Genomic DNA, 19,604 nt, shown 5'->3' on the forward strand with positions numbered 1-19,604 from the left:
GTCACAACCCCAGCGCCTGCCGCATGAGCTCGCCCACCTCGGTACTATGGCGCAGGCCGCGGAAATAGTTTATCGTGTTCTCCGGCCCCAGCGCTATGAGAATCGTCGGGGTCGACGTATGAGTGCCGCTCGCCCATACGATTCCCTGCTCACGGCTGATGGCGCGGCCCATGAGGTTGTTGCGCGCCTCGTCCGGCGCGACGTAGAATTCCTTGAAGTCCAGTACCTTGGGAAAGCTTTTCCTGGCATCCCGTCCCGACACATAGTACTCGTTCGTCTCGTCGGCGAGGATAGCCTTCGCCTCCTCCGACGATATCTTGAATTCGACGTTCGCGTTGAAAATTCTCGTGAGCGCATCGGCGGTCTGGTCTTTTTTAGGCAGCGCCTCGAACTGGTCGCGTATCCCGTTGAAGCTCATTTTCTGCGCGTAGATGCGGTCCAGGACCTCGGGATTCACGTAATTCCACGAGGGCTTATACGGCTTTCCCCCGAAGGCCTTGCCCATGAGCGCCCGGGGCTCCGGTATATTGTAGCGCGAATAGCTGAAACCCACGCCCCCCGTCTCGTGGTCGGCCGCGACCAGGACGAGCGTGTCCTCGCGTGACTTCGCCCACGAGTACACGTACCCCAGGGTTTCGTCCAGCACCAGCATTTCGTGGATGAGCCGCCCGGCATCGCTGTTGTGACCCGCCCAGTCGATGTGGCCGGCCTCGACCATGAGGAAAAAACCGCTCTCGCTGCGCGAAAGTATCTCGATCGCTTTCTCCGTCATCTCCCGGAGCGTGGGGATCTGGCGGTCCTTGCTCTTGCGCGTCTTCGTCACCTGGATTCCGTCGGGCATTTCGCCCGCGGTGAAAAGTCCCAGCAGCTTCCCGCTCTTCGCGCTCTGCATATCGGACTTGCCAAATACGAGGTCGTATCCCTGGCCCCGCGCCGCGTCGAGCAGGTTCTGGTTGTCCTTGCGCTTCGAATCGAGCTCGATGTGGGCGGGGACGAGCTCGCGCAGGTCCTTGTACGCCTGCGAATTTTTATTCGCGACCTCTTGCGGAAGGAAGTACCTGAGCCCCCCGGAGAAGAGCACGTCGGCGCCCGACCGGATGACGTCCTCGGCGATCTCGTTTTCCATGTTGCGGTCCGCGCGGTGCGCGGCGAAGGCCGCGGGGGTCGCGTGCGTGATGCGCGTATCGGACACGAGCCCGGTGGCCCGGCCCTTGCGGCTCGCCAGTTCCAGGATGGTCTCGGCTGCGTTGCCGTCCTTGTTGAGGCCCACGGTCTCCGGACGCGCCGGAAGCCCCGTCGCGTACTGGGTCGCGGAGGCCGCGGAATCGGTGACGAGCGCGCCCTCGGGGCTCATGAGCACGAGACCCATCGCGCCCGCCTGCATGGCCTCCTCGATGACGAGCTTTCGGCCGGGGACGACCGACCGCGGGGCGTAGCGCGCGTAGGTGAGCGCGAGGCCGATCTGCTGGGGACCCATGCCGTCCCCGATGATCAGGATGACGTTCCGGATGGGGCCCGGTTTCTTTGAGCACGCCCCGCCAAGGAGCACGGCGCACGCGAGTCCCGCGGCGATGATTATTGCAAGCTTTTTCATGTTCTCCACCATGGTGTCCGATCTTGACTATGCCCGTAGCGCGAATCCCTCCGCGGGCTCCAGCATTCTTACGTCCGCGTTCCCCATCGGCGGGATCTCCCTGTGCCGGTCGGGGGCAAGCCCCCGGAAGGCCGCGCAGAGTATCTGCAGGGGATCGCCATGCGACACGATGAGCAGCGTTTCCCCATCAAGGTCTTTTTCGCATTCCTCCACGAACGCGAGCATTCTCGCGCGCACCGCGCGGGGCGTCTCTACGCCGTGCGCGCCGTTGTCCGGGTTGCCCGCGTCCCCGGCCCAGACGTCGTAATAATGCTCCGAGCTCCTGCCCTCGAATTCGCCAAAGAAGCGCTCCCGCAGCAGCGCCGACACCCGAACCTGCCCCAGGCCCAGGATCTCGCGCACGATCTCCGCCGTCTCGATCGCCCGCCGGTAATCCGACGAGCATACGATCGTCACCCGGTCCAGGTCCCCGCATTCGCGCACGCGCCCGCGCACCTGCTCCGCGCCCTGTCCGGTCAGCCCGTATGACCCCCTCGCCAGGTCGGGCCCGCTTGCGATTATGTGCGCGACGTTCGCCTCGCTCTCGCCGTGTCGCATAACCATGTAGCGATTGCGGAAATTCATTTGGCGTCGCGGTACTCGATCCTGAATGCGCCCTTCAGCCTGCGCTCCTGCGCGCCCCCCGGAAGCTCAATCGTGCATCGCACCTCAAAGGGGATGTCTTTGCAGGAATATCCGTCACCTGGAGCAGGCGCGGCAAGCTCCGCGTGGAAAAATTTTTCCATGAGGCTTCCCACGAGCGAGAAGCCGTAAATCTTCCCCTCTACGACCTCCAGCCTCTCCGCCTCAACCGATATCCCGCGGGCACTGTCCACGAACACCGCCTTCACCGCGCCGTGCGCCGCGCCGCCTGTCAGCGGAAAGCTGAAACAAACCGTATCCCCCTCGAAATAAAAGAAGTTGAAGAGATCCTTCACCGTCCCGCCACGGGTGTAGGGGCGAAACGTGTAGACGAGGGTACTGTCGGCGATGTCACCCCCGGTAGCAAGCCGCGATCCCAGCCGTCCCTCACCCAAGGACGGAACACCACGATCCCCGCCGCACGCAAGCATCACTACAAGCGCGGCCAGCACCGCCGCGGATACGCCCCTTCTAATCGCAGTCATGATCGCAGTCGATCCTCCACCATCCCTTAAGCGAGAGCTCGTCGTCGCGCACGGTCCGGAAGCGTCCAAAATATTCCCTGAGCTGCGCCGTGAACGCGTCGGTGGGGGCGAGCTCGTCCTCGCGGGGGATCAGGAGACCCGGAAACAGGGACTCGCGCTTCGCGGCGGGAAGGAGTTCCTCGGCGCTCTTGTACTTACTGTAAACGAGAAGGAAGAGGGGTTCGAATACCGCGCACGCGCGCTCTAGTTCGCGCGCCGTGGGACGCAGCACGTTTATGCAGGAGGTGAAATAATCGTACACGATGAAGGGGTACAGCTTGAGCGAGATCGGAAACACGTCCTCCAGGTCCATGCGCACGTGGAGCTCCCTGGTGAGCTCCCGGTAATTGATGTCCTCGAACATGGCGAAGGTGTGGAAGGCCTGATCCGATTCCGTGTAGGTCAGGTCGAATACCCGCACCGGGAGAAAGGAGTCCTCCGCCGGCTTGTCCGATTTTACCACGGGTATGAGCTCAGACTTGAAGTAGGCGCGGTCGGTGACGAACGAGGGATACCGGTCCGTGGTCCCTTTTTCCAGGACGCGTCCCCCACCGCCGCCGTACTTCATGTCCAGCTTGTAGATGTGGATGAAGTCAATAAATTTCCCGGGCAATTTCTTCACGAATTGCAGCGTATGCTGTTCGGCGGCGGGCTTGCGCTCGCGCATGAGATCGTGGCCGGCCAGATATTCGGGCACGAATTCCGCGACGCCCTTCACGATCCCCACGGCGCTCGCGTAGTCGAGCTCCTTCACCGGGACATGGCCCACCTCGTATTCGCCCTGGAAGAGCACGAACTCGTTCTTGATGTTGTTGATGAAAACGTCTCCGGTTTTATTCCGCGCCTCGGGCCCTATCGCCTTGAGCATGTCCCGGATCTGATCAAGTGGATTCATTCTCTCCCCGCCGAGCCCCGCCTGGAATCGATTCGAATTAAATATACTTCATTTCGCGGCGCGAATTCAATTACGTTTTGTGGTTTGGGTCCGATTCGCCGGCCGGCCGGAAGCGATATCGGACCCCCGATTTAAAGCCTTCGATCGCGCCCCACGCACCGGCCCGCGCCGTTGGACCCCACGAGGCCCGCAAATGCTATAACGCTCCCACTCGATAATCAACACAAATTCATGCAACTCATTCTATCACCGCGTCGCGCGCCTTGAAGGGCTTCATGTAGGTATAATGCCACCATTCCATGTGGTAATTCTTGAACCCCTGGCGCTCCATCGCGCTTTTCAAAATCTCGCGGCGCTCACGGGCGGGACCGTCGGCGTTCTTCGTCCAGGCGCGCTCGGAGAATTCGTCGTAGGCGCTTCCCATGTCCAGCTCGCGGCCCCGTTCGTCGGTCAGGGTGAGGTCCACGGTGTTCCCGCAGGGATGGCCGTACACGGCCTCGGTGTTGGCGATGCCCGATATATAGGTTCCCACCAGCCATGCCTTCCCGGAGGCGCGGGCCCACCGGATCATGTGTATCTGCGCCCTGAGGGGCCGGTAGGCATCCAGCACCAGGAGACCGTAGCCGCGGTGCGCGAGCTCCTCCCGGACCCTTCCCAGCGCCTCGGCCGCGGGCGTCACGAGCCAGGCGCAGCCCGCGCGATAGCCGTCCATCGCCGCGCCGGTGAAATTGTTCGCGGTCGCGTAGCGCACGTCGGTTCTCACGCCGGAAACCAGGGCGAGATCGGAGAAGCCCTCCGGCATTCGCGTGCAGGCGCGCGGTTTCGCGTCCCCGTCCCCCTCTTGCCCGCTTTCGCCGCAGGCCGCGGGAATCCAAAGACAGAGCGCCAGGACGGCGGAAAGGATTCGCGTAGTTTTCATGGCTGATACTACCCTGCGTGCACGAATTTTGTCCCGCGGTCAAATAAAAAAAGTGACCGCTCTCGAATTCCCTTGACAAAGCGCACTTTTTCTTCCTTGATTTAGTTCTGGCATTTTGATATAGTATATCAAAATGTCGAAGTGCCGCTATGCAGGCAGGCAGCCGAAAGATCGTCAATCATATATTTCGCGATAGAGTATACCTATGAATTCACTGGTTAATGTGGGCGTGTCCCAGGTTGGATTTGCCGTTCATCCCTCGGTGCTCAGGACCATCCTGGGCAGCTGCGTGGGCATTTGCGTGTACGACAGGATGAAAAAAGTCGGGAGCCTGGCGCACGTCCTTCTCCCCAACAACCCCGGCGACGGCAATCCCGAGAAATACGCGGACACCGCCATCCCGCTCATCGTCCAGCGGCTCCTTAAAGACGGCTGCAAGAAGGAATTCATGTCCGCGAAGCTCGCGGGCGGCGCGGCCATGTTCAAATTCAACAGCAACGTCGCGCTCGGCCAGATTGGGGACCGCAACGTCGAAGAGTCCAGGAAGATGCTGGAAAAACACGGCATACCTGTGGTAGCCGAGGATATCGGAGGGAATTCCGGCAGGGTTATCGACTTTTTCCTCGAGGACGGCCGGCTCAAGGTCAAGGCCGGCGGCGAGGAAAAGCTGTACTACAAGGTTTAACCATAGAACCCGGAGAAATCCCATGCAAGAGCAGATACAGAAACGCATAGAAGCGATAATAACCAATCTGGACCAGCTCCCGTCCATCCCGGACGTCGCGAGCCGGGTGATCAACATGGTCAACGATCCGGACGTGTCATTCAAGGCCATGGCGGACGAGATTTCCAAAGACCAGGCCATAACCACCAATATCCTGAAGCTCTGTAATTCGGCGTTTTTCAGCAAGGGGAAGGAAGTCACCTCGATGGACAGGGCCATCGTGACGCTGGGAATAAAGGAAGTGAAGGACATCGTGATTGTCGCCGCGACGCGCGAGGTGCTGAGCAAGGCGATCCAGGGTTACGACCTCCAGCGCGGCGAGCTCTGGAGGCACGGGCTTGCGGTCGCGATCCTCTCCAAGCGGATCGCCCTCGCGAAAAACCGGAAAGCGGTCGCGGACGTCGCGTTTACCGGCGGCATCATCCACGATGTGGGAAAGACCGTGCTCGCCCTCTTCGTGCAGAGCACCTTCAAGGATATCCTCGCCACCGCCGAATCGAAAAAAATCACCTTCGACTCCGCGGAAAAGGAAATCATGGGTTACGACCACCAGGAGATTGGCGAAAAGGTTCTTTCCAAGTGGAGGTTCCCCGAGGTGCTCAAGGCGATGGTGCGCTTCCACCACGATCCCGCCGCGGCGCCCAAGGAATTTCTGGAACTGGTCTCCATCGTTCATGTTGCCAACGTGATCTGCCTCATGGGCGGCATCGGCATCGGGGCGGACGGCCTCTACCACGAGCTCTCCGACGTCGCGATCAAGGCGCTTGGGCTCAGCAACAAGGAGCTTGAGCAGTTTTATTCGGACCTCCCCCAGGTCGTCAACCAGACCAGGGAAATGCTCTAGGTTCCCGGACCGGGGTCATGAACCTCATAAAAAGCTGTCCCGCCTGCGGGAGAAATTTGCGCTTCCCCATCGACAAGGGCACCATTCGCGTGCGGTGCGTCTGCGGGGAGAGCTTCGTTGCCAATCCCGACGATCCCGCGCTCTACAAGAACGCCACGTTCGACATCGCCCATGTCAAGGAAGCCCGTCCCGGGCTCTTCGACAACCTCTCGTTCGCGGAATTGCGGACGCGCGCCCGCGATCTCAAGGACGCGGTCATGCAGCGCACCTATCGCCTGAAATACACGATCCAGAATTTCCCGCTCCTGCCCGCGACCAGCCAGCGGAGAATCGTGCTTATCGGCGTCGCGGCGGGCATCGCCCTGGCCGCAATCCTTTATTTCATCTACATCCTGCACGCCCGGCGCATCCCGCCCGAAGGCGTAATCGTTTAACGGCCCGGACCGGTTCCATGATCACGCCAGTGGTATCGCTATCGGTATGCATTTTTTTTGAAGCGCGTTGTGCCGCGGAGGGCGCCGGGAAACGGACGTGTGCGAATCGGCCCCCGTGCTTTTTCTCCGGCGATCCCGCCACAAGTATGCCGACGCACGGGAGAGAACGGTGACAGATCATTTCCTGAACTCCACCGAGCGGTACCATCGCGAGGAGATCACCTCGCTTCACTGGGAGCTCACGGTGTGCGAGATGCTCTCCCGGGGAGACAGCCCCTGCCGGAGATTCCTCCGGGTTCCTTCATCGTTCGGCGGCGCGCTGCGCGCGTTCCTTTCGCGCTTCGTCGCGTGGGACGCGGTGGGCGCGGTGCTCGAGGTGGGAGGGGGATACGGGAGCCTCATGCGCGACCTTCTCGCCGGTCTTCCCGCGGCGCGCGCGTGCATGATGGACATCTCGCCCTTTCTCCTGGCGCGGCAGCGGGAGGCGCTTTTCGGACGTTATGCGGAATTTATCGAGGGGGATTTCTTCGCCTGCGATCGCGCGTTCCTGCGCCGCTTCGATCTCGCGATCCTTAATGAAAACCTGGGGGATTTCCCCACCGCCTGCGGGCTCACGCACGCCCTGTTCGAAGGCGAAAGGACGGGGTCCGATATTATCACGGCGGTCCGCGGGTACTTCACCCGCTACGGGCTCCAGAGGCCCGCGGCCGGGGAGTTCGCCTTCAACCTGGGGGCGGTGCGGGCCGTGGAGCGCCTGTGCGGCGCGGGGATACGCTGCGTCTACCTTTCGGAGCACAGTTGCGAGGCCCGGCTCCCCGAATCGTTCGCGGGACTCATCGCCGCGCACTCGGCCGGCGATCCCGAGCGGATCCGCCTGCGCGGCCACGACGAGTACACGATCCGGTTTTCGTATCTCGAGCAGATCGCGCGCGCGCACGGGTACCGGACGCACCGCGGTCCCTTCGCGGATTTCCTGGATTTCGAGTTCAGCCCGGAGGTGCGCTTCATCGTGACCTCGCGCGCGTCCATGAAGGACGAGCACGAGGCCGTCAGGCATTTCATCGAGGATCTTTACAAGTACGAATACCTGGTGCTCGTAAAGGAATAGGGACGGGGCTATATCTCTTTAAGTCTCGCCTTGAGGTGGAAGTAATACCTGGATTTCACCTGGTTGGCTTTTTCCATCTCGTCGATCTTCTTCGCGATCTGATCCTTGCTGAGCCTGTTGACCTTTTTCGACTTCTTTGCCTTCGCGTCCTGGGCGCCTTGTGCTTCTTCTGCCATCCTGACTCTCCTTGATGTTTGTATGTGTTCCCGCGCCGGCGGCGCGAAACAATCGCGCCACCGGCGCGATGCTACTTTTTAATGGTATCCATCGCCTCCCGGAATTTGGGAAGGGCGCGCCGGATTACGTCCTCCGCGACACAGTATGCGATACGGAAATATCCGGGACCCCCGAATCCCACCCCCGGCACCACCAGCACGTTCGATTTCTGCAAATGCCTCACGAACTCCACGTCGTCCGCTATGGGCGATTTCGCGAAAATATAGAACGCGCCGTCGGGCCTGGCGTACGCGTACCCGGCCGATTTGAGCCCGCCCACCAGGAGATCGCGGCGCTTCTTGTAGGTTTCCACGTCCACGGAAACGCCGGTGAGCCGCGCGACCGCGCGCTGCATGAGCGCCGGCGCGTTCACGTACCCGAGTATCCGCGTGCAGAACACGAGTCCGTTCAGGAGCGATTCCGCGTCGGCGATACCGGGGTGCACGGCGATATAGCCGATACGCTCGCCGGGGATCGAAAGCGTCTTCGAGTATGAGCTCACCACAATCGCCTGACTGCAGTGCGCCATGAGCGGCGGGACCTTTACACCGTCGTACACGATCTCGCGGTACGGCTCATCGGCTATAAGGTAGACGGCCCTTCCCGCGGTCTTCATGTGATCGAGCACCAGCCCGGAAAGCGCCCGTATCTCGTCCTCACCGTACACGCGGCCGGTGGGATTGTTGGGTGAATTGATGAGTATGGCGCGCGTCTTCGGCCCAAGCGCCTTTTTTATCGCGTCCATGTTAAGGGAAAAATCTTCGTTCGAGGCGGCAAGCACCATCTTCCCGCCGTGATTATCGATATAGAAGCCGTATTCCGCGAAGTAGGGCTTGACCACCACGACCTCGTCGCCCGGGTCGAGGATCGTTTTAAGAACCACGTTAAGGCCCCCCGCGGCACCGCAGCTCGCGATAAGATGCGAGCCCACGATCTGCACCCCCTGGTCCTTCGAGACGCGCTTCGCGATCGCCTCGCGCGCGTCGGGAAAACCCGCGTTGGGCATGTAGCCGTGCGCGCCCCTGGTGTCCTGGGCGATGAGGTCTTTAACCGCGGCCGCAAACCCGGCAGGCGGCGGAAGATCGGGGTTGCCCAGGCTGAAATCGAAGACGTTCTCCGCCCCGAATTCCGCCTTAAGCCGTATGCCCTCCTCGAACATCCTGCGTATCCAGGAGGACCGTTCCATCGATTCCCTTATCCTGGCAGAGACCGTCATCGCTTACCTCTCATACCGAATCAACATGTATCCGCGCCGCCGCCCGACGCTTTTAAGCGGGGACGCGGAAAAGACGTCCTTGCTTGCAGCAGGCCGGGACCCCGCCGGCACAGGAAGTAAGTTTATGGCCGGGACGGCGCGAATCAAGCATTTTTCTTCTTGATGTACCCGCACTTCCCCGTATTGTTGAATCATGAGGCCCGGCGCCCGGAGGCCTCCATTTCCCGCGACAGGAGCAACGCGATGAGCCCCAGAGAGGATTCCCCGATATTTTTATACCCCAGGCTGGCGCGTGCCGTCTTCGCTCTAGCGGGGCTCCTCCTGGGTTTCCTGGTGGCGCGCGCCTTTGTCATTCCCTGCCGGGTGAGCGATGACCTCATGCTGCCCGGCCTTGAACAAGGGCGCCTGGTCTACGTGCTCAAGCATGTCACGCCGCGCGAGGGCGATATCGTCCTCGTTGAAAGCCCCGCGGAGCCCGGCAAAACGCTCCTCAGGCGGGTTATCGCGGGCGAGGGCGCCGTAATTGAGGTCAGGAACAAGGTCTTCTATAACAACGGCGAAAAAATGACCTTTACCTGGGAAACCCTTTCGACCGATAATAGGGTATTCCCGATGAGCTTCTCCGGCCGCGACAACATGGCCGCCGTGAAGCTCGACCGGAAGGCCTGGTTCCTGCTTTGCGACAACCTGGACCGGGAATTCGACAGCAGGACGCTCGGCCCGGTGGAAGCGGGCAGGATAATCGGGCGAGTGATATACAGATAGCGGGATACCGAAAAAAACATGGAAAGGCTTCAGGAGAAAATCCGCGCCCTGGGCGAAATGCTTGAATCCTTCCGCAAGGAGAGGGTGCATCGCCTGCTGCTTTCGCTCTTCGCCGTGGTGACCCTTTTCGGCACGGTCATATACATGTTCGAACGCACAAGCCCTGACGCGCTTATCAATTCCATTTGGGATGGCATATGGTGGGGATTTGTGACGATCAGCACCACGGGATACGGCGACAAGTATCCGGTCACCTGGGCGGGGAGGATAGTCGCGATCACGACCATGCTCACCGGCATGATCCTCACCATTGTCATTTCGGGCACCATCGCGTCAATCCTGGTGGAACGAAAACTGAAGGAGGGACGGGGTTTGCAAAAAATAAACAGCAAGGACCATATAATCATATGCGGCTGGAACGAGAACGGCAGCGCGCTGCTGGACGGGTTCCGGATCAAGTCCGAGAAGACCAGGAAAAAGACCGACCTGGTGCTCCTTAACGAGCTCGAGACCGAGGCGATGAACGAGATACAATTCACCTACGCGACCAAGTTCCTGGGCATTGAATTCATCAGGGGCAATTTCACCCACGAACAGGTGCTCGAAAAGGCGAACATAAAGGGCGCGAAATCGGTGGTGATACTCGCCGACGAGTCCGGGGAAAACACGCTGAAAAACGCGGATGAGCGCGTGGTGCTCGCCGCCTACACCATAACGACCCTCAATCCCGGCGCGCGCATCAGCGTGGAAATCCAGAACCAGCAGAACGAGCAGTACCTGAAGCGCACCAACGTCGACAGCATCATCGTAACCGGGGAATTCAACAGCTTTATGCTCATCAACTCCTCGCTCAACCCCGGGGTGCCGCAGGCGCTCAAGGAAATGATGAATTTCAGTATGGGCAAGGAAGTCACCACCCGTGATATACCCGCGAACCTGGTGGGAAAAAAATTCGACGATCTCTTCCGCTTCATCCGCGAGAAGGAAGGCGCGATATTGATCGGTATTATCAGCGAATCGAAAAAGCTTTCGATTGACGATTTTCTATCGGGCGACCCCTCGTCCATAGACGAGTTCATCAAGCGGAAGTTCGCCGAGTCCGAAAAGGATTTTTTCGCCGATACGGGCGGCCAGCTCGGCGTTATGGTGAACCCCGGCTGGGACTACGTGATCATGGAGAACGACCGGGCGCTCATGATAGGCGAACCGAGGTCCAAATCATGAGCGAATTCGATAAATTCAAGAACATCGTCATCCTGAAAGGCATATCGGACGACCAGGCGCAGATTCTCCTCGACATTTGCATTCGCCACGTATTCGAAAAAGGCGAGATCATCATGCAGGAGGAAGAGGACCGGCACAGCATGTTCTTCTTCATAGAAGGGGAAGTGGCCGTGTCGAACGTGATCACCATGAAGGCAAGCAACCGCCTTGGCTACAGCGAGGTGGAAAAATCCCTCGTGCGTCTCAAGGCCGAGCAGGTGGGCATGTTGGGGGAAATGAGCCTGTTCGAGGAGCAGCCGCGCTCCGCGACGGTGAAGGCATTCGAACCCTGCGTGCTGTACGAAATCGAGAAAAAGGAATTCGAGGGCTTCATAATGAGGCATCCCCTGATCGGATCGGTCATACTCTACAACATCGCGAACATCCTGTGCGCCCGCATCCGCAATGGAAACCGGGATATATTGAAACTCACCACCGCGCTCTCGATCGCGCTCTCGCGGTCCCAGTAACCACACCGCGGCCTCACCGGTCGGTACCGGGTTTCGAACCGGATATGCGCACGGGTGCTTTCCCATCGTCCCGATTTTATGTTGACAAGCCCGTTTCCGGGCCCGTTAAATAAGATCACCTTCACCTGGAATCCCGACAGGAGCATACACGTGAAAGCGATCATCATGGCCGGCGGCGAGGGCACGCGCCTGCGCCCCCTCACCTGCAACCGCCCCAAGCCCATGATCCCGGTCATCAACAAACCGGTGCTTGAACATATCGTGAACCTTTTACGAAAAAAAGGCATCATCGACATCGTCATCAGTTGTTTCTACCTTCCGGAAAACATCCAGAACTATTTCGGCGACGGCTCGGAATGGAACGTGAACATTTCCTATTCGGTGGAGGAATCCCCCATGGGAACCGCGGGGGGAGTGAAGAAGGCCGTCGGCCGCGCGCACGAATCTATGCTCGTGCTCTCCGGCGACGGCGTGGTGGATTTCGATATCGATCGCGTAAGGGAATTTCACGAACGGAATAATTCCTCCTTCACCATCGTGCTCACCCACGTGACCGAGCCCACCGAGTACGGCATCGTGATCACCGCCCCGGACGGCCGTATCGATAAATTCCTCGAGAAGCCGGCCTGGAGCGAGGTGTTCAGCGATACCGTCAACACGGGGATGTACATCATAGAGCCCGAAATCATCAACGAGCATATCCCGGAAGGGACCAGGTTCGATTTCTCCATGGACCTTTTCCCCATCCTCCAGCGCCTGGGGATTCCCATGTACGGCCACGTCGCGGAAGGCTACTGGTGCGATGTGGGAAACCTGGGAGCGTACAGGGACGTTCACCAGGCGATTCTCGAGGGCCGCGTGGGAATCGACTTCCCCGGGAAAAAGATCGGGGACAACGTCTGGGTGGGACGAAACGTCGAAATAGCGCCTAACGCGGTGCTGCGCGGCCCCGTCATACTCGGGAATTTCGTGCGCATCAAGCGCGGCGCGGAGGTGTCGGAATTCTCGGTCGTGGGCGACAACTGCGTGATCGAGGAAAACGCGACGGTACGAAGGAGCATCCTCCTGCACAACACGCTGGTGGGACCCAAGTGCCACCTGCGCGGCGCGCTCATAGGGAAACGCTGCGTGCTCGGGGAAGGCGTCGCCATCTACGAGGGCGCGGTGGTGAGCGACGACTGCCAGATCGGCAGCGCCGTACAGATTCCCTCCGGGATCAGGGTTTGGCCCGAAAAGATAATCGAGCAGGGGGCGACGCTCACGGCCGACCTCATCTGGGGGCAGACCGAGAAAAAGACGCTCTTCGGCAGCGAAGGGATAAGCGGTTCCTTCAATATCCGGATCACGCCCGAATTCGGCGCGAAGCTCGGTTCCGCCCTTGGGGCCTTCCTGGGCGGGGCTACGACCGTGGTGATAAGCCGGGACGCCTCGCTGGCCGCGCGCATCATTAAGCGGGCGGTCTCTTCGGGGCTCCTCTCCATGGGCGTCGAGGTGTACGACCTCGACGTGGAATCGATCCCCATTAACAGGTACTCGACCCGATTCCTGAACGCGGACATGGGGGTATACGTGCATATCGCACCCATGACGGGACTCCAGTTCGTCCAGATCAAGCTTTTCAACAAGTTCGGATTCCAGATCCCCATCCAGGACGAGAAAAAGATCGAAAACATATTCTACCGTGGCGATTATCCGCGCAAGAACGCGTTCGAGGTGGGCAGGCTTATCTATCCCATCCACCATATCGAATCCTATATTGCGAACGCGGAAAACTACGCTGACCGCGAATCGCTCAGGAACAGCCGCATCAACGTGATCGTGGATTTTTTCAACGGGGCGTCGTCGCTCGTGCTCCCGGACCTCCTTGCGCGATTCGGCTGCACCCTTACCTCCCTGCGAGGACAGATCAAGGAATTCCAGAGCGAGGACGAGCTGAAAAAAGACGCGCGCAACGCGATCGAATCCGTGGTAAGCATGGCGCGCGCAAACGGCGAGATCGGGGCCATACTCGGCCCGCACGGCGAGAACATCACCATCGTGGACGAAACGGGCGCCATCCTTTCGAGCGACGACGTCGCGGCCCTGCTGTGTCTTCTCTACCTCAAGCACAGGAAGGTCCGGGGAATCGGCATCCCGGTGACGGCATCGGCGGTCATCGAGCGCATCAGCGCTTCCCAGGGGGGGATCGTCCGTCGAACCAGCACCAAGCTCCGCCAGCCGGAGGGTATCGACGACCTTTTCCTGAATACGAGCGACGAGCGCCTTCCGTACCTCGAGCTCGAATTCGATCCCATGATCGCGTTTCTCCTGGTTCTCGAACTCACCGCGCGCGAGAAGAACACCCTTACAGGGCTCAGGGCCTCCCTTCCCCAGGGAAGCATGCGGTCCGTTTCCCTGCACTGCACCACGGAGGAGAAGGCCTCGATCATGAAAGCGCTTTCAACCGCCGCGCACGGAACCGGCGCCAGCATGGAGCTCACGGACGGGGTACGCGTGGTGCGCAAAGAGGCATGGATACTCATCATGCCCGATTCGGCGAATCCCCTCATCCACCTTTACGCGGAGGGCGAGTCACTTGAGGAACGCGAGAAGATCATCACGGAATACTCCGGAATCATATCGAACCTTTCGAAATCCCAGTAACAGAGGACGCTCCCATGCATGACATCGACAGGCAGAGACTTATCGGCACTTTCCTGGACCTCGTGAAAATCCCCTCCCCGTCCTGGAAGGAGCGCGCGATCATCGAATATATCACCCGCGTTCTTCGCGATCTTGAGATACCTTACGAGCTTTTCCCCTGCGGAGAATCGCACAACCTGCTCGCGCGCATGGGCGCCACCGTTCCCGGGACGCGCGGGATCGCGCTCTCGTGCCACATGGACACCGTCGTCCCCTGCGACAGGGTGCAGCCGGTGGTTACGCCCCAGCGCATTTCCTCCGACGGGAGCACGGTCCTGGGATCGGACGACAAGGCCGCGGTCGCCGCGCTGCTGGAGACCATGCGCGTTCTACAAGAGCGAAAGCTTCCCCACGGCCCCGTCGAATTCCTCTTTTCCTGCGCCGAGGAGCTCGGGCTCTACGGGATCAAGGGCTTCAATCTTGCACATCTCGATTCGAAATTCGCCTTCGTGCTGGACAGCGGCGGCCGCGTGGGACGGATAATCCTCGAGGCGCCATACCAGTCCACCATCGAAGTTTTCATCAAGGGAAAGGCCGCCCACGCGGGAATGGAACCCGAAAAAGGCGTGAGCGCGATCAGGGTGCTTTCAGGCATCCTTTCGTCAATCCCCCACGGGCGCATCGACAAACAAACCACCGCCAACATCGGGCTCATATCCGGGGGCAAGGCCACCAATATCGTCGCCCAGGAGGCCTGGGCGAAGATCGAGGTAAGATCGATCGACAGGAAAAAACTGGCATCGATCGAATCGAAAATTTACGCGACGGTGAAGGACAAGGCGCGTGCGGCGGGGGCCAAGGCGCGCCTTGAGCGCCGTCTGGAATACTCGGGGTTCTCGCTCGACAAATCCAGCGCCGTCGTGCGCATGGCGGAAAAAGCGGTGAAAAGCATCGGCTGCAAACCAGCGTTCGAGAGCTCCGGCGGCGGGAGCGACACCAACATAATAAACAAGGCCGGGATAAAGGCGGTAAATCTCTCGGTGGGCATGATGAACGTGCACACCACGAACGAGTACATCATGATCCGGGACCTCGTCGGCGCCGGGCGCCTGGCCCTTGCGCTTGTTGCCGGGGTTTAGGAACTACGCGATTCGGACCCCCTGCTTTTTAAGCTGCGCCTGGAGCTTTGCAATGTTCACATATCTTGGCGTCGTCCTGTCCCTGACCGCGAGCGCCGCGGCCACGCCCGCCCCCTGGCCGGTAGCCGTGCAGCTGACCATCTGGCGCGTCGCGGCATGGGATATCTTGTCCCCCGCGACGCACCGTCCGGCGACCAGGAGGTTGTCCACGCCCTGGGGAAGGATAATGCCGTAGGGCAGCTGGAAATACCTGCCGGTCGTCGGGATATACAGCACGTTGTAGCCGTCGATAAACTCGGGGCAGACGGCGATGGAATCCGCGAAACGGGCCTGGTTTTTAATATCGTGCTCGGTGAGATTATAGGCCCCGATGATTTTTCTCGATTCGCGCGTCCCCAGCGACGTGTGAAAATTCCTGATGCGGGCGTCCGAAAATCCCGGGGCGTGCTTCTTCAACGATTCCATCACCAGTATCGCCCGCCGCCTTCCTTTTTATCTGGCCCGACGGAATATTACTACATGGCCGCCGGGGCTAGTTACAACCCAGCTTCACCACGAAATATGCCCCGCAGATCAGGGTGAGCGGCAGGGTCATGAAATAGGTAATCACGTCTTTGCCCCCGACGGCGCTCGCGTGAATCACCTTTTTACCGAAAAAGGAGTAATGGAAATGCGCGGGATCCTGCGTGCGCCTGTAGATGCGCCGCGAGACGCGGTATTTCACGAACAGCATGAAGAAAAATATGAGACCCGATTCTATGAAAAGGAGCCTGTCGAGGTTGATCTCCTTGAGTTCCCGCGGACTGATGAGTATGAAGACCGACAGGAATATTCCCAGGAAGATGTTGGTCACCGAGGTGAATAGGAAACCGCGGAACGATTTTTCGTCCTTTTTTGATATGTACGAACTCAGGAAATAGATATGTACGGCGAAAGAAATTTCCAGAATGATAATAAAAACGAGAACGATCATGGCGAACGATACTTTCTATTGCTCTATATTGTCTTGACAGCCGGGGAAATGATAGTTAATCTCCCGCATAAGTCAAGTAAAAGGAACGCGCGACGTTAAGTAATGGCAAGGGGGGCCCGGCCCCGATATACGAACTGCTCATTCGGAACGGGGAGGAGCGGCCCGATGGCGTGTTTTTCATCCACGGGGAAAGTCCCGTGCGCTACCGGCAGGCGTTGGAAACCGTCAGGCGGACTGCCGGGAACCTGCGCGGGCGCGGACTCCTCGCCGGCGATCGTCTCCTCCTGCAGCTCGGAAACTCGCCTGAATTCGTATACCTTTATTTCGCCGCGCTCCAGCTTGGCGCGATTCCCATGCTCGTCAATCCCGCGGCGAGGCGGTTCGAGCTCGAATATTATTGTGAAAAAGCCCGGCCCAGGCTGGCGGTGACCACCAGGGCCCTCGAAGGGCAATTCCGGGCGGGCGGGATTCCCTTCATGGCCCCCGGCGCGATCATCACGATAGACGGCCCCTCCCCCGGCGGATTTCTCGGAGAAGTCGCCGGGACTCATCCCCTGGAAGATTATGAATGTTCCGCGCCGGGACAGGCCGCGGCGCTCATCTTTACCTCTGCCAGCGACGGCAATGCGAAGGGGGCACTTCTCACCCATGGAGGAATACGTGTCGCCGCCGAAACGGCTCACCGGATGCTCGTGGATGAACACGACGTATTTATCTCCATGCTCCCCTTTTTCCACTCTTTCGGGCTTACCTCATCCCTGATACTTCCGCTGTACAGCGGTGTTCCTTTTATGCTCATCGAGCGTTTTTCTCCGCGCACCCTCGTCGGTCTTTTGTCGAAGGCTACCATCGCGTGCGGGGTTCCCGGGATGTACGAAATCCTGGCGAAGGCGCTGCCGGCCGGCACGCGCTACCCGGGAATGAAGGCCTGGATATCCGGCGGGGAGGCTCTCTCATCCGGCCTGCAGGCCTCCCTCCTGGAACATCATCTCATCGACCTGCGCCAGGGTTACGGCCTCACCGAGGCGTCTCCCATAGTCGCCTGGAACGATCTCGATAACCCCAGTACGCCCGGTTCGGTGGGCCGCGCGATGCCCTATAACGAGGTGCGAATCCTTCCCCCCGATCGGCGCTCCCCCGAAGGTACCCCGGGCGAGATTCTTGTGCGGGGCGCCAATGTGATAGGGGAATATTTCGAAGATTCACGGGCCACTCGGGAAGCGATATCGGACGGCTGGCTCCATACCGGGGACCTTGGTTTTTTTGATGCAAAGGCGAATCTCGTGATTGCGGGCCGAAAAAAAGACATGGTGATTCGTCGGGGGCTCAATGTGTATCCTCGGGAGGTAGCCAGGATCCTTTCCCGCAATCCGGAGATTCAAAACGTCCAGGTTTCCGGACACATCACCCACTTGCCTGATCATCGATTCGCGGAAAGTCTGACGGCCGAGATATTCGTAAAAACGGATTCCGCGCTTACGGCTGAATCGGTGCTCGAATGGGCCAGAGAAAATCTTTCCGCCTACAAGATTCCGGAAGAAATTACGATTCGACGCGCATAAAGAAGCGATGGCATCCGCCGATTCGCACGAATCATCAAACCCGCGCCGATATACCTGAATTGATCCGGCTAATTTTGTTTTTCAGGGCATTGGAATATGGCAAGATGAAGAAAACGGGGTGCCCCTATAAAAAAAGAGAGGTATTCATGATGAATACCTCGCGCAAATTTAGCGGAATATTTGGAAGGAAATTAAAGTGTACCAGGATGATCCCAGCTCACACTTTATATTAAGCACGTTTAGTGCCAAAACCTCAGTGTTTTCTAAAAAAATATCGATTGGGGGACAATCGCCCGACATATCGCCAATTTTCAAGATGGAAATCACCGATTATCGTTCTTCCCCGGCTGACTTCCAGAGATAGTATAGTAAGTTTTGGCCAAGGCGGCGACGATTTTTAAAAATTTTGAAGAATTAATCAAACAAGCGTCCTGACAACAGGACGCTTGTGTTGAAATCCGGACTCTTTTCTAAACCAGTCTATTCCTGCCCTGTCTCCGGATCGAGCGATTTCGGGACACCGTTCGAATATACGAGCACCTTGTTGTCCTTCATTTCGATCTTGCCATCGTTTACGATATTCTTTCTCCACAGCACGGGGCCTTCAACCGAGGCGCAGTAAATGTAATCCCCCGAGGCGATGTAAAGCTTATTATCCTGTTTGAGCGGCTGGTTTACCACCTTGCCTTCCCATATAACCTTGCCGTTCTTTATGAAGTATATCTCGTATCTCGTCACGAGCAGCCGACCGTCGGGTTTTGGTTTTTCCTTCTCGAGTTTGACTACCTGCGCGATCTGCTTGATGATTTCCTTGGGCTTTACGGCCATCGCGGCAACCTCGGCATTCTCGCGGAAGTCCTCTGCCTTGAACACGGTCACGTCCTTTTTCGTTAAAACGACGTCGTTCTTCATCTCCTGGGCGATCTTGACTACCGCGATCTCGATGTTCTTGGCGTCTTCCCTCTTGAGTATCTGCTCCACCTTTTTCTCGGCGTCATTCACTTCCTTCTGGGTGACGACGACCTTTTCCTTCTCCTCGATGGCGGGTGCGCTTTCAAGCAGCTTGGCGGTCTGCGACTCGAGCTGCGGAACGCGCTTGATCACCTGGATCTTGCCGTCGAAAACCTTGAACAGCGAATTCTTCTTTTCGTCGGCCTCGACCGAAAACTTCGTCCCGCGCACGCCCGCGACCGCGGTGGGGGTTTTCACCATGAAGCTCTCATCCTTCATGAGCTTCTTGGGCTTGCAGAGCATCTTGCCCACATCCAGCCCCAGGGTTGTGGTTTCCATTTCTCCCTCGCGCAGTATCTGCGCAAAAACGAGGTTTGAGTTCTCCTTGACCCTTATGATCGAATTGCCTATCTTCACGTCGCAGCTCGATTGCCCGGCCGTTACGATGCGATCGTTCTCCTTGATGAGCTCGCCCATCTCGACCGGCTTGTCGTTTTTCTTAACATCGCCGATCATGAAGCTGATCATCGCATATTCGTCTTCGACCTTGCCGCAACTTGCCCAGACGCCGACCAGCAGGCATATGGCAACCGCGAGTAACTTTTTCATGACATTCCCCCTTCCCTGGTGAGTTGAATCCTTTTCATTCACTCTTGAACGTACCAATAGTACACTGACCCATGGTAAAAATGCAAATTAATAGC

General features: G+C 58.8%; 19 protein-coding genes. 10 read left to right on the plus strand and 9 right to left on the minus strand.

Translation table 11 applies throughout. From position 1 onward, the window contains the following. Position 1 precedes the first annotated feature (1 nt). The 5 genes from EPN93_12810 to EPN93_12830 form a co-directional block, all read right to left on the minus strand. The gene (locus EPN93_12810; GenBank protein ID TAL33909.1) at positions 2-1,594 is read right to left on the minus strand and encodes an alkaline phosphatase; all 1,593 of its coding nucleotides are present in this window, start codon (positions 1,592-1,594) and stop codon (positions 2-4) included. A 27-nt stretch (positions 1,595-1,621) separates the two neighbouring features. Further along, a complete protein-coding gene (locus tag EPN93_12815) occupies positions 1,622-2,218 on the minus strand; it encodes a histidine phosphatase family protein (protein ID TAL33910.1) in 597 nt (198 codons plus the stop codon). After that, entirely contained in the window at positions 2,215-2,760 is a 546-nt protein-coding gene (locus tag EPN93_12820) for a hypothetical protein (protein TAL33911.1), read from the minus strand. The genes EPN93_12815 and EPN93_12820 overlap by 4 nt, the downstream gene beginning before the upstream one ends. Continuing rightward, the gene (locus tag EPN93_12825) at positions 2,747-3,694 is read right to left on the minus strand and encodes a hypothetical protein (protein TAL33912.1); all 948 of its coding nucleotides are present in this window, start codon (positions 3,692-3,694) and stop codon (positions 2,747-2,749) included. Before EPN93_12825 ends, EPN93_12820 begins: the two co-directional genes overlap by 14 nt. A gap of 238 nt (positions 3,695-3,932) precedes the next feature. After that, entirely contained in the window at positions 3,933-4,613 is a 681-nt protein-coding gene (locus EPN93_12830) for a peptidase M15 (protein TAL33913.1), read from the minus strand. A gap of 205 nt (positions 4,614-4,818) precedes the next feature. Between EPN93_12830 and EPN93_12835 the strand changes: the two genes are divergently transcribed. The 4 genes from EPN93_12835 (at position 4,819) to EPN93_12850 (ending at position 7,723) form a co-directional block, all read left to right on the plus strand. Next, a complete protein-coding gene (locus tag EPN93_12835) occupies positions 4,819-5,298 on the plus strand; it encodes a chemotaxis protein CheD (protein TAL33914.1) in 480 nt (159 codons plus the stop codon). 22 nt (positions 5,299-5,320) lie between these two features. Next, positions 5,321-6,181 carry an HDOD domain-containing protein gene (locus EPN93_12840; protein ID TAL33915.1) on the plus strand — a complete coding sequence of 287 codons (861 nt, stop codon included), beginning with the start codon at positions 5,321-5,323 and terminating at the stop codon, positions 6,179-6,181. Positions 6,182-6,198: 17 nt separating this feature from the next. After that, positions 6,199-6,615 (plus strand): hypothetical protein, encoded by a 417-nt coding sequence (locus tag EPN93_12845; protein TAL33916.1) that lies wholly within the window; start codon positions 6,199-6,201, stop codon positions 6,613-6,615. Between the two features lie 169 nt (positions 6,616-6,784). Further along, positions 6,785-7,723, plus strand: a complete 939-nt coding sequence (locus EPN93_12850; GenBank protein ID TAL33917.1) for a class I SAM-dependent methyltransferase — start codon at positions 6,785-6,787, stop codon at positions 7,721-7,723. Between the two features lie 247 nt (positions 7,724-7,970). Here the strand turns inward: EPN93_12850 and EPN93_12855 are convergent, their stop codons facing one another. Then, positions 7,971-9,155 carry a pyridoxal phosphate-dependent aminotransferase gene (locus tag EPN93_12855; GenBank protein TAL33918.1) on the minus strand — a complete coding sequence of 395 codons (1,185 nt, stop codon included), beginning with the start codon at positions 9,153-9,155 and terminating at the stop codon, positions 7,971-7,973. Positions 9,156-9,317: 162 nt separating this feature from the next. On the opposite strand from EPN93_12855, the gene lepB reads away from it, so the two are divergent. From lepB to EPN93_12880, 5 genes are all read left to right on the plus strand, one after another. Then, entirely contained in the window at positions 9,318-9,920 is a 603-nt protein-coding gene (gene lepB, locus EPN93_12860; protein TAL33919.1) for a signal peptidase I, read from the plus strand. 18 nt (positions 9,921-9,938) lie between these two features. Further along, positions 9,939-11,144, plus strand: coding sequence for a hypothetical protein (locus tag EPN93_12865; GenBank protein TAL33920.1), 1,206 nt, complete (start codon positions 9,939-9,941; stop codon positions 11,142-11,144). After that, on the plus strand, positions 11,141-11,653 hold the full coding sequence (locus EPN93_12870) for a cyclic nucleotide-binding domain-containing protein (protein TAL33921.1): 513 nt from the start codon (positions 11,141-11,143) through the stop codon (positions 11,651-11,653). Before EPN93_12865 ends, EPN93_12870 begins: the two co-directional genes overlap by 4 nt. A 78-nt stretch (positions 11,654-11,731) precedes the next feature. Beyond that, entirely contained in the window at positions 11,732-14,296 is a 2,565-nt protein-coding gene (locus EPN93_12875) for a hypothetical protein (GenBank protein ID TAL33922.1), read from the plus strand. A 14-nt stretch (positions 14,297-14,310) separates the two neighbouring features. Next, positions 14,311-15,414, plus strand: coding sequence for a M20/M25/M40 family metallo-hydrolase (locus tag EPN93_12880; GenBank protein TAL33923.1), 1,104 nt, complete (start codon positions 14,311-14,313; stop codon positions 15,412-15,414). Positions 15,415-15,417: 3 nt separating this feature from the next. Here EPN93_12880 and EPN93_12885 read toward each other — a convergent pair whose 3' ends face one another. Together EPN93_12885 and EPN93_12890 are read right to left on the minus strand one after the other, a co-directional pair. Next, entirely contained in the window at positions 15,418-15,879 is a 462-nt protein-coding gene (locus EPN93_12885) for an FAD-dependent oxidoreductase (protein ID TAL33924.1), read from the minus strand. A gap of 67 nt (positions 15,880-15,946) precedes the next feature. Then, on the minus strand, positions 15,947-16,387 hold the full coding sequence (locus tag EPN93_12890) for a hypothetical protein (protein TAL33925.1): 441 nt from the start codon (positions 16,385-16,387) through the stop codon (positions 15,947-15,949). Between the two features lie 125 nt (positions 16,388-16,512). Between EPN93_12890 and EPN93_12895 the strand changes: the two genes are divergently transcribed. Continuing rightward, positions 16,513-17,949: a hypothetical protein gene (locus EPN93_12895; GenBank protein ID TAL33926.1), complete on the plus strand. Its 1,437-nt coding sequence runs from the start codon at positions 16,513-16,515 to the stop codon at positions 17,947-17,949. Positions 17,950-18,429: 480 nt separating this feature from the next. Here the strand turns inward: EPN93_12895 and EPN93_12900 are convergent, their stop codons facing one another. Continuing rightward, positions 18,430-19,509: a hypothetical protein gene (locus EPN93_12900; protein ID TAL33927.1), complete on the minus strand. Its 1,080-nt coding sequence runs from the start codon at positions 19,507-19,509 to the stop codon at positions 18,430-18,432. Positions 19,510-19,604: the final 95 nt, after the last annotated feature.

The organism is Spirochaetota bacterium, assembly GCA_004297825.1.
Taxonomy (GTDB): domain Bacteria; phylum Spirochaetota; class UBA4802; order UBA4802; family UBA5368; genus FW300-bin19.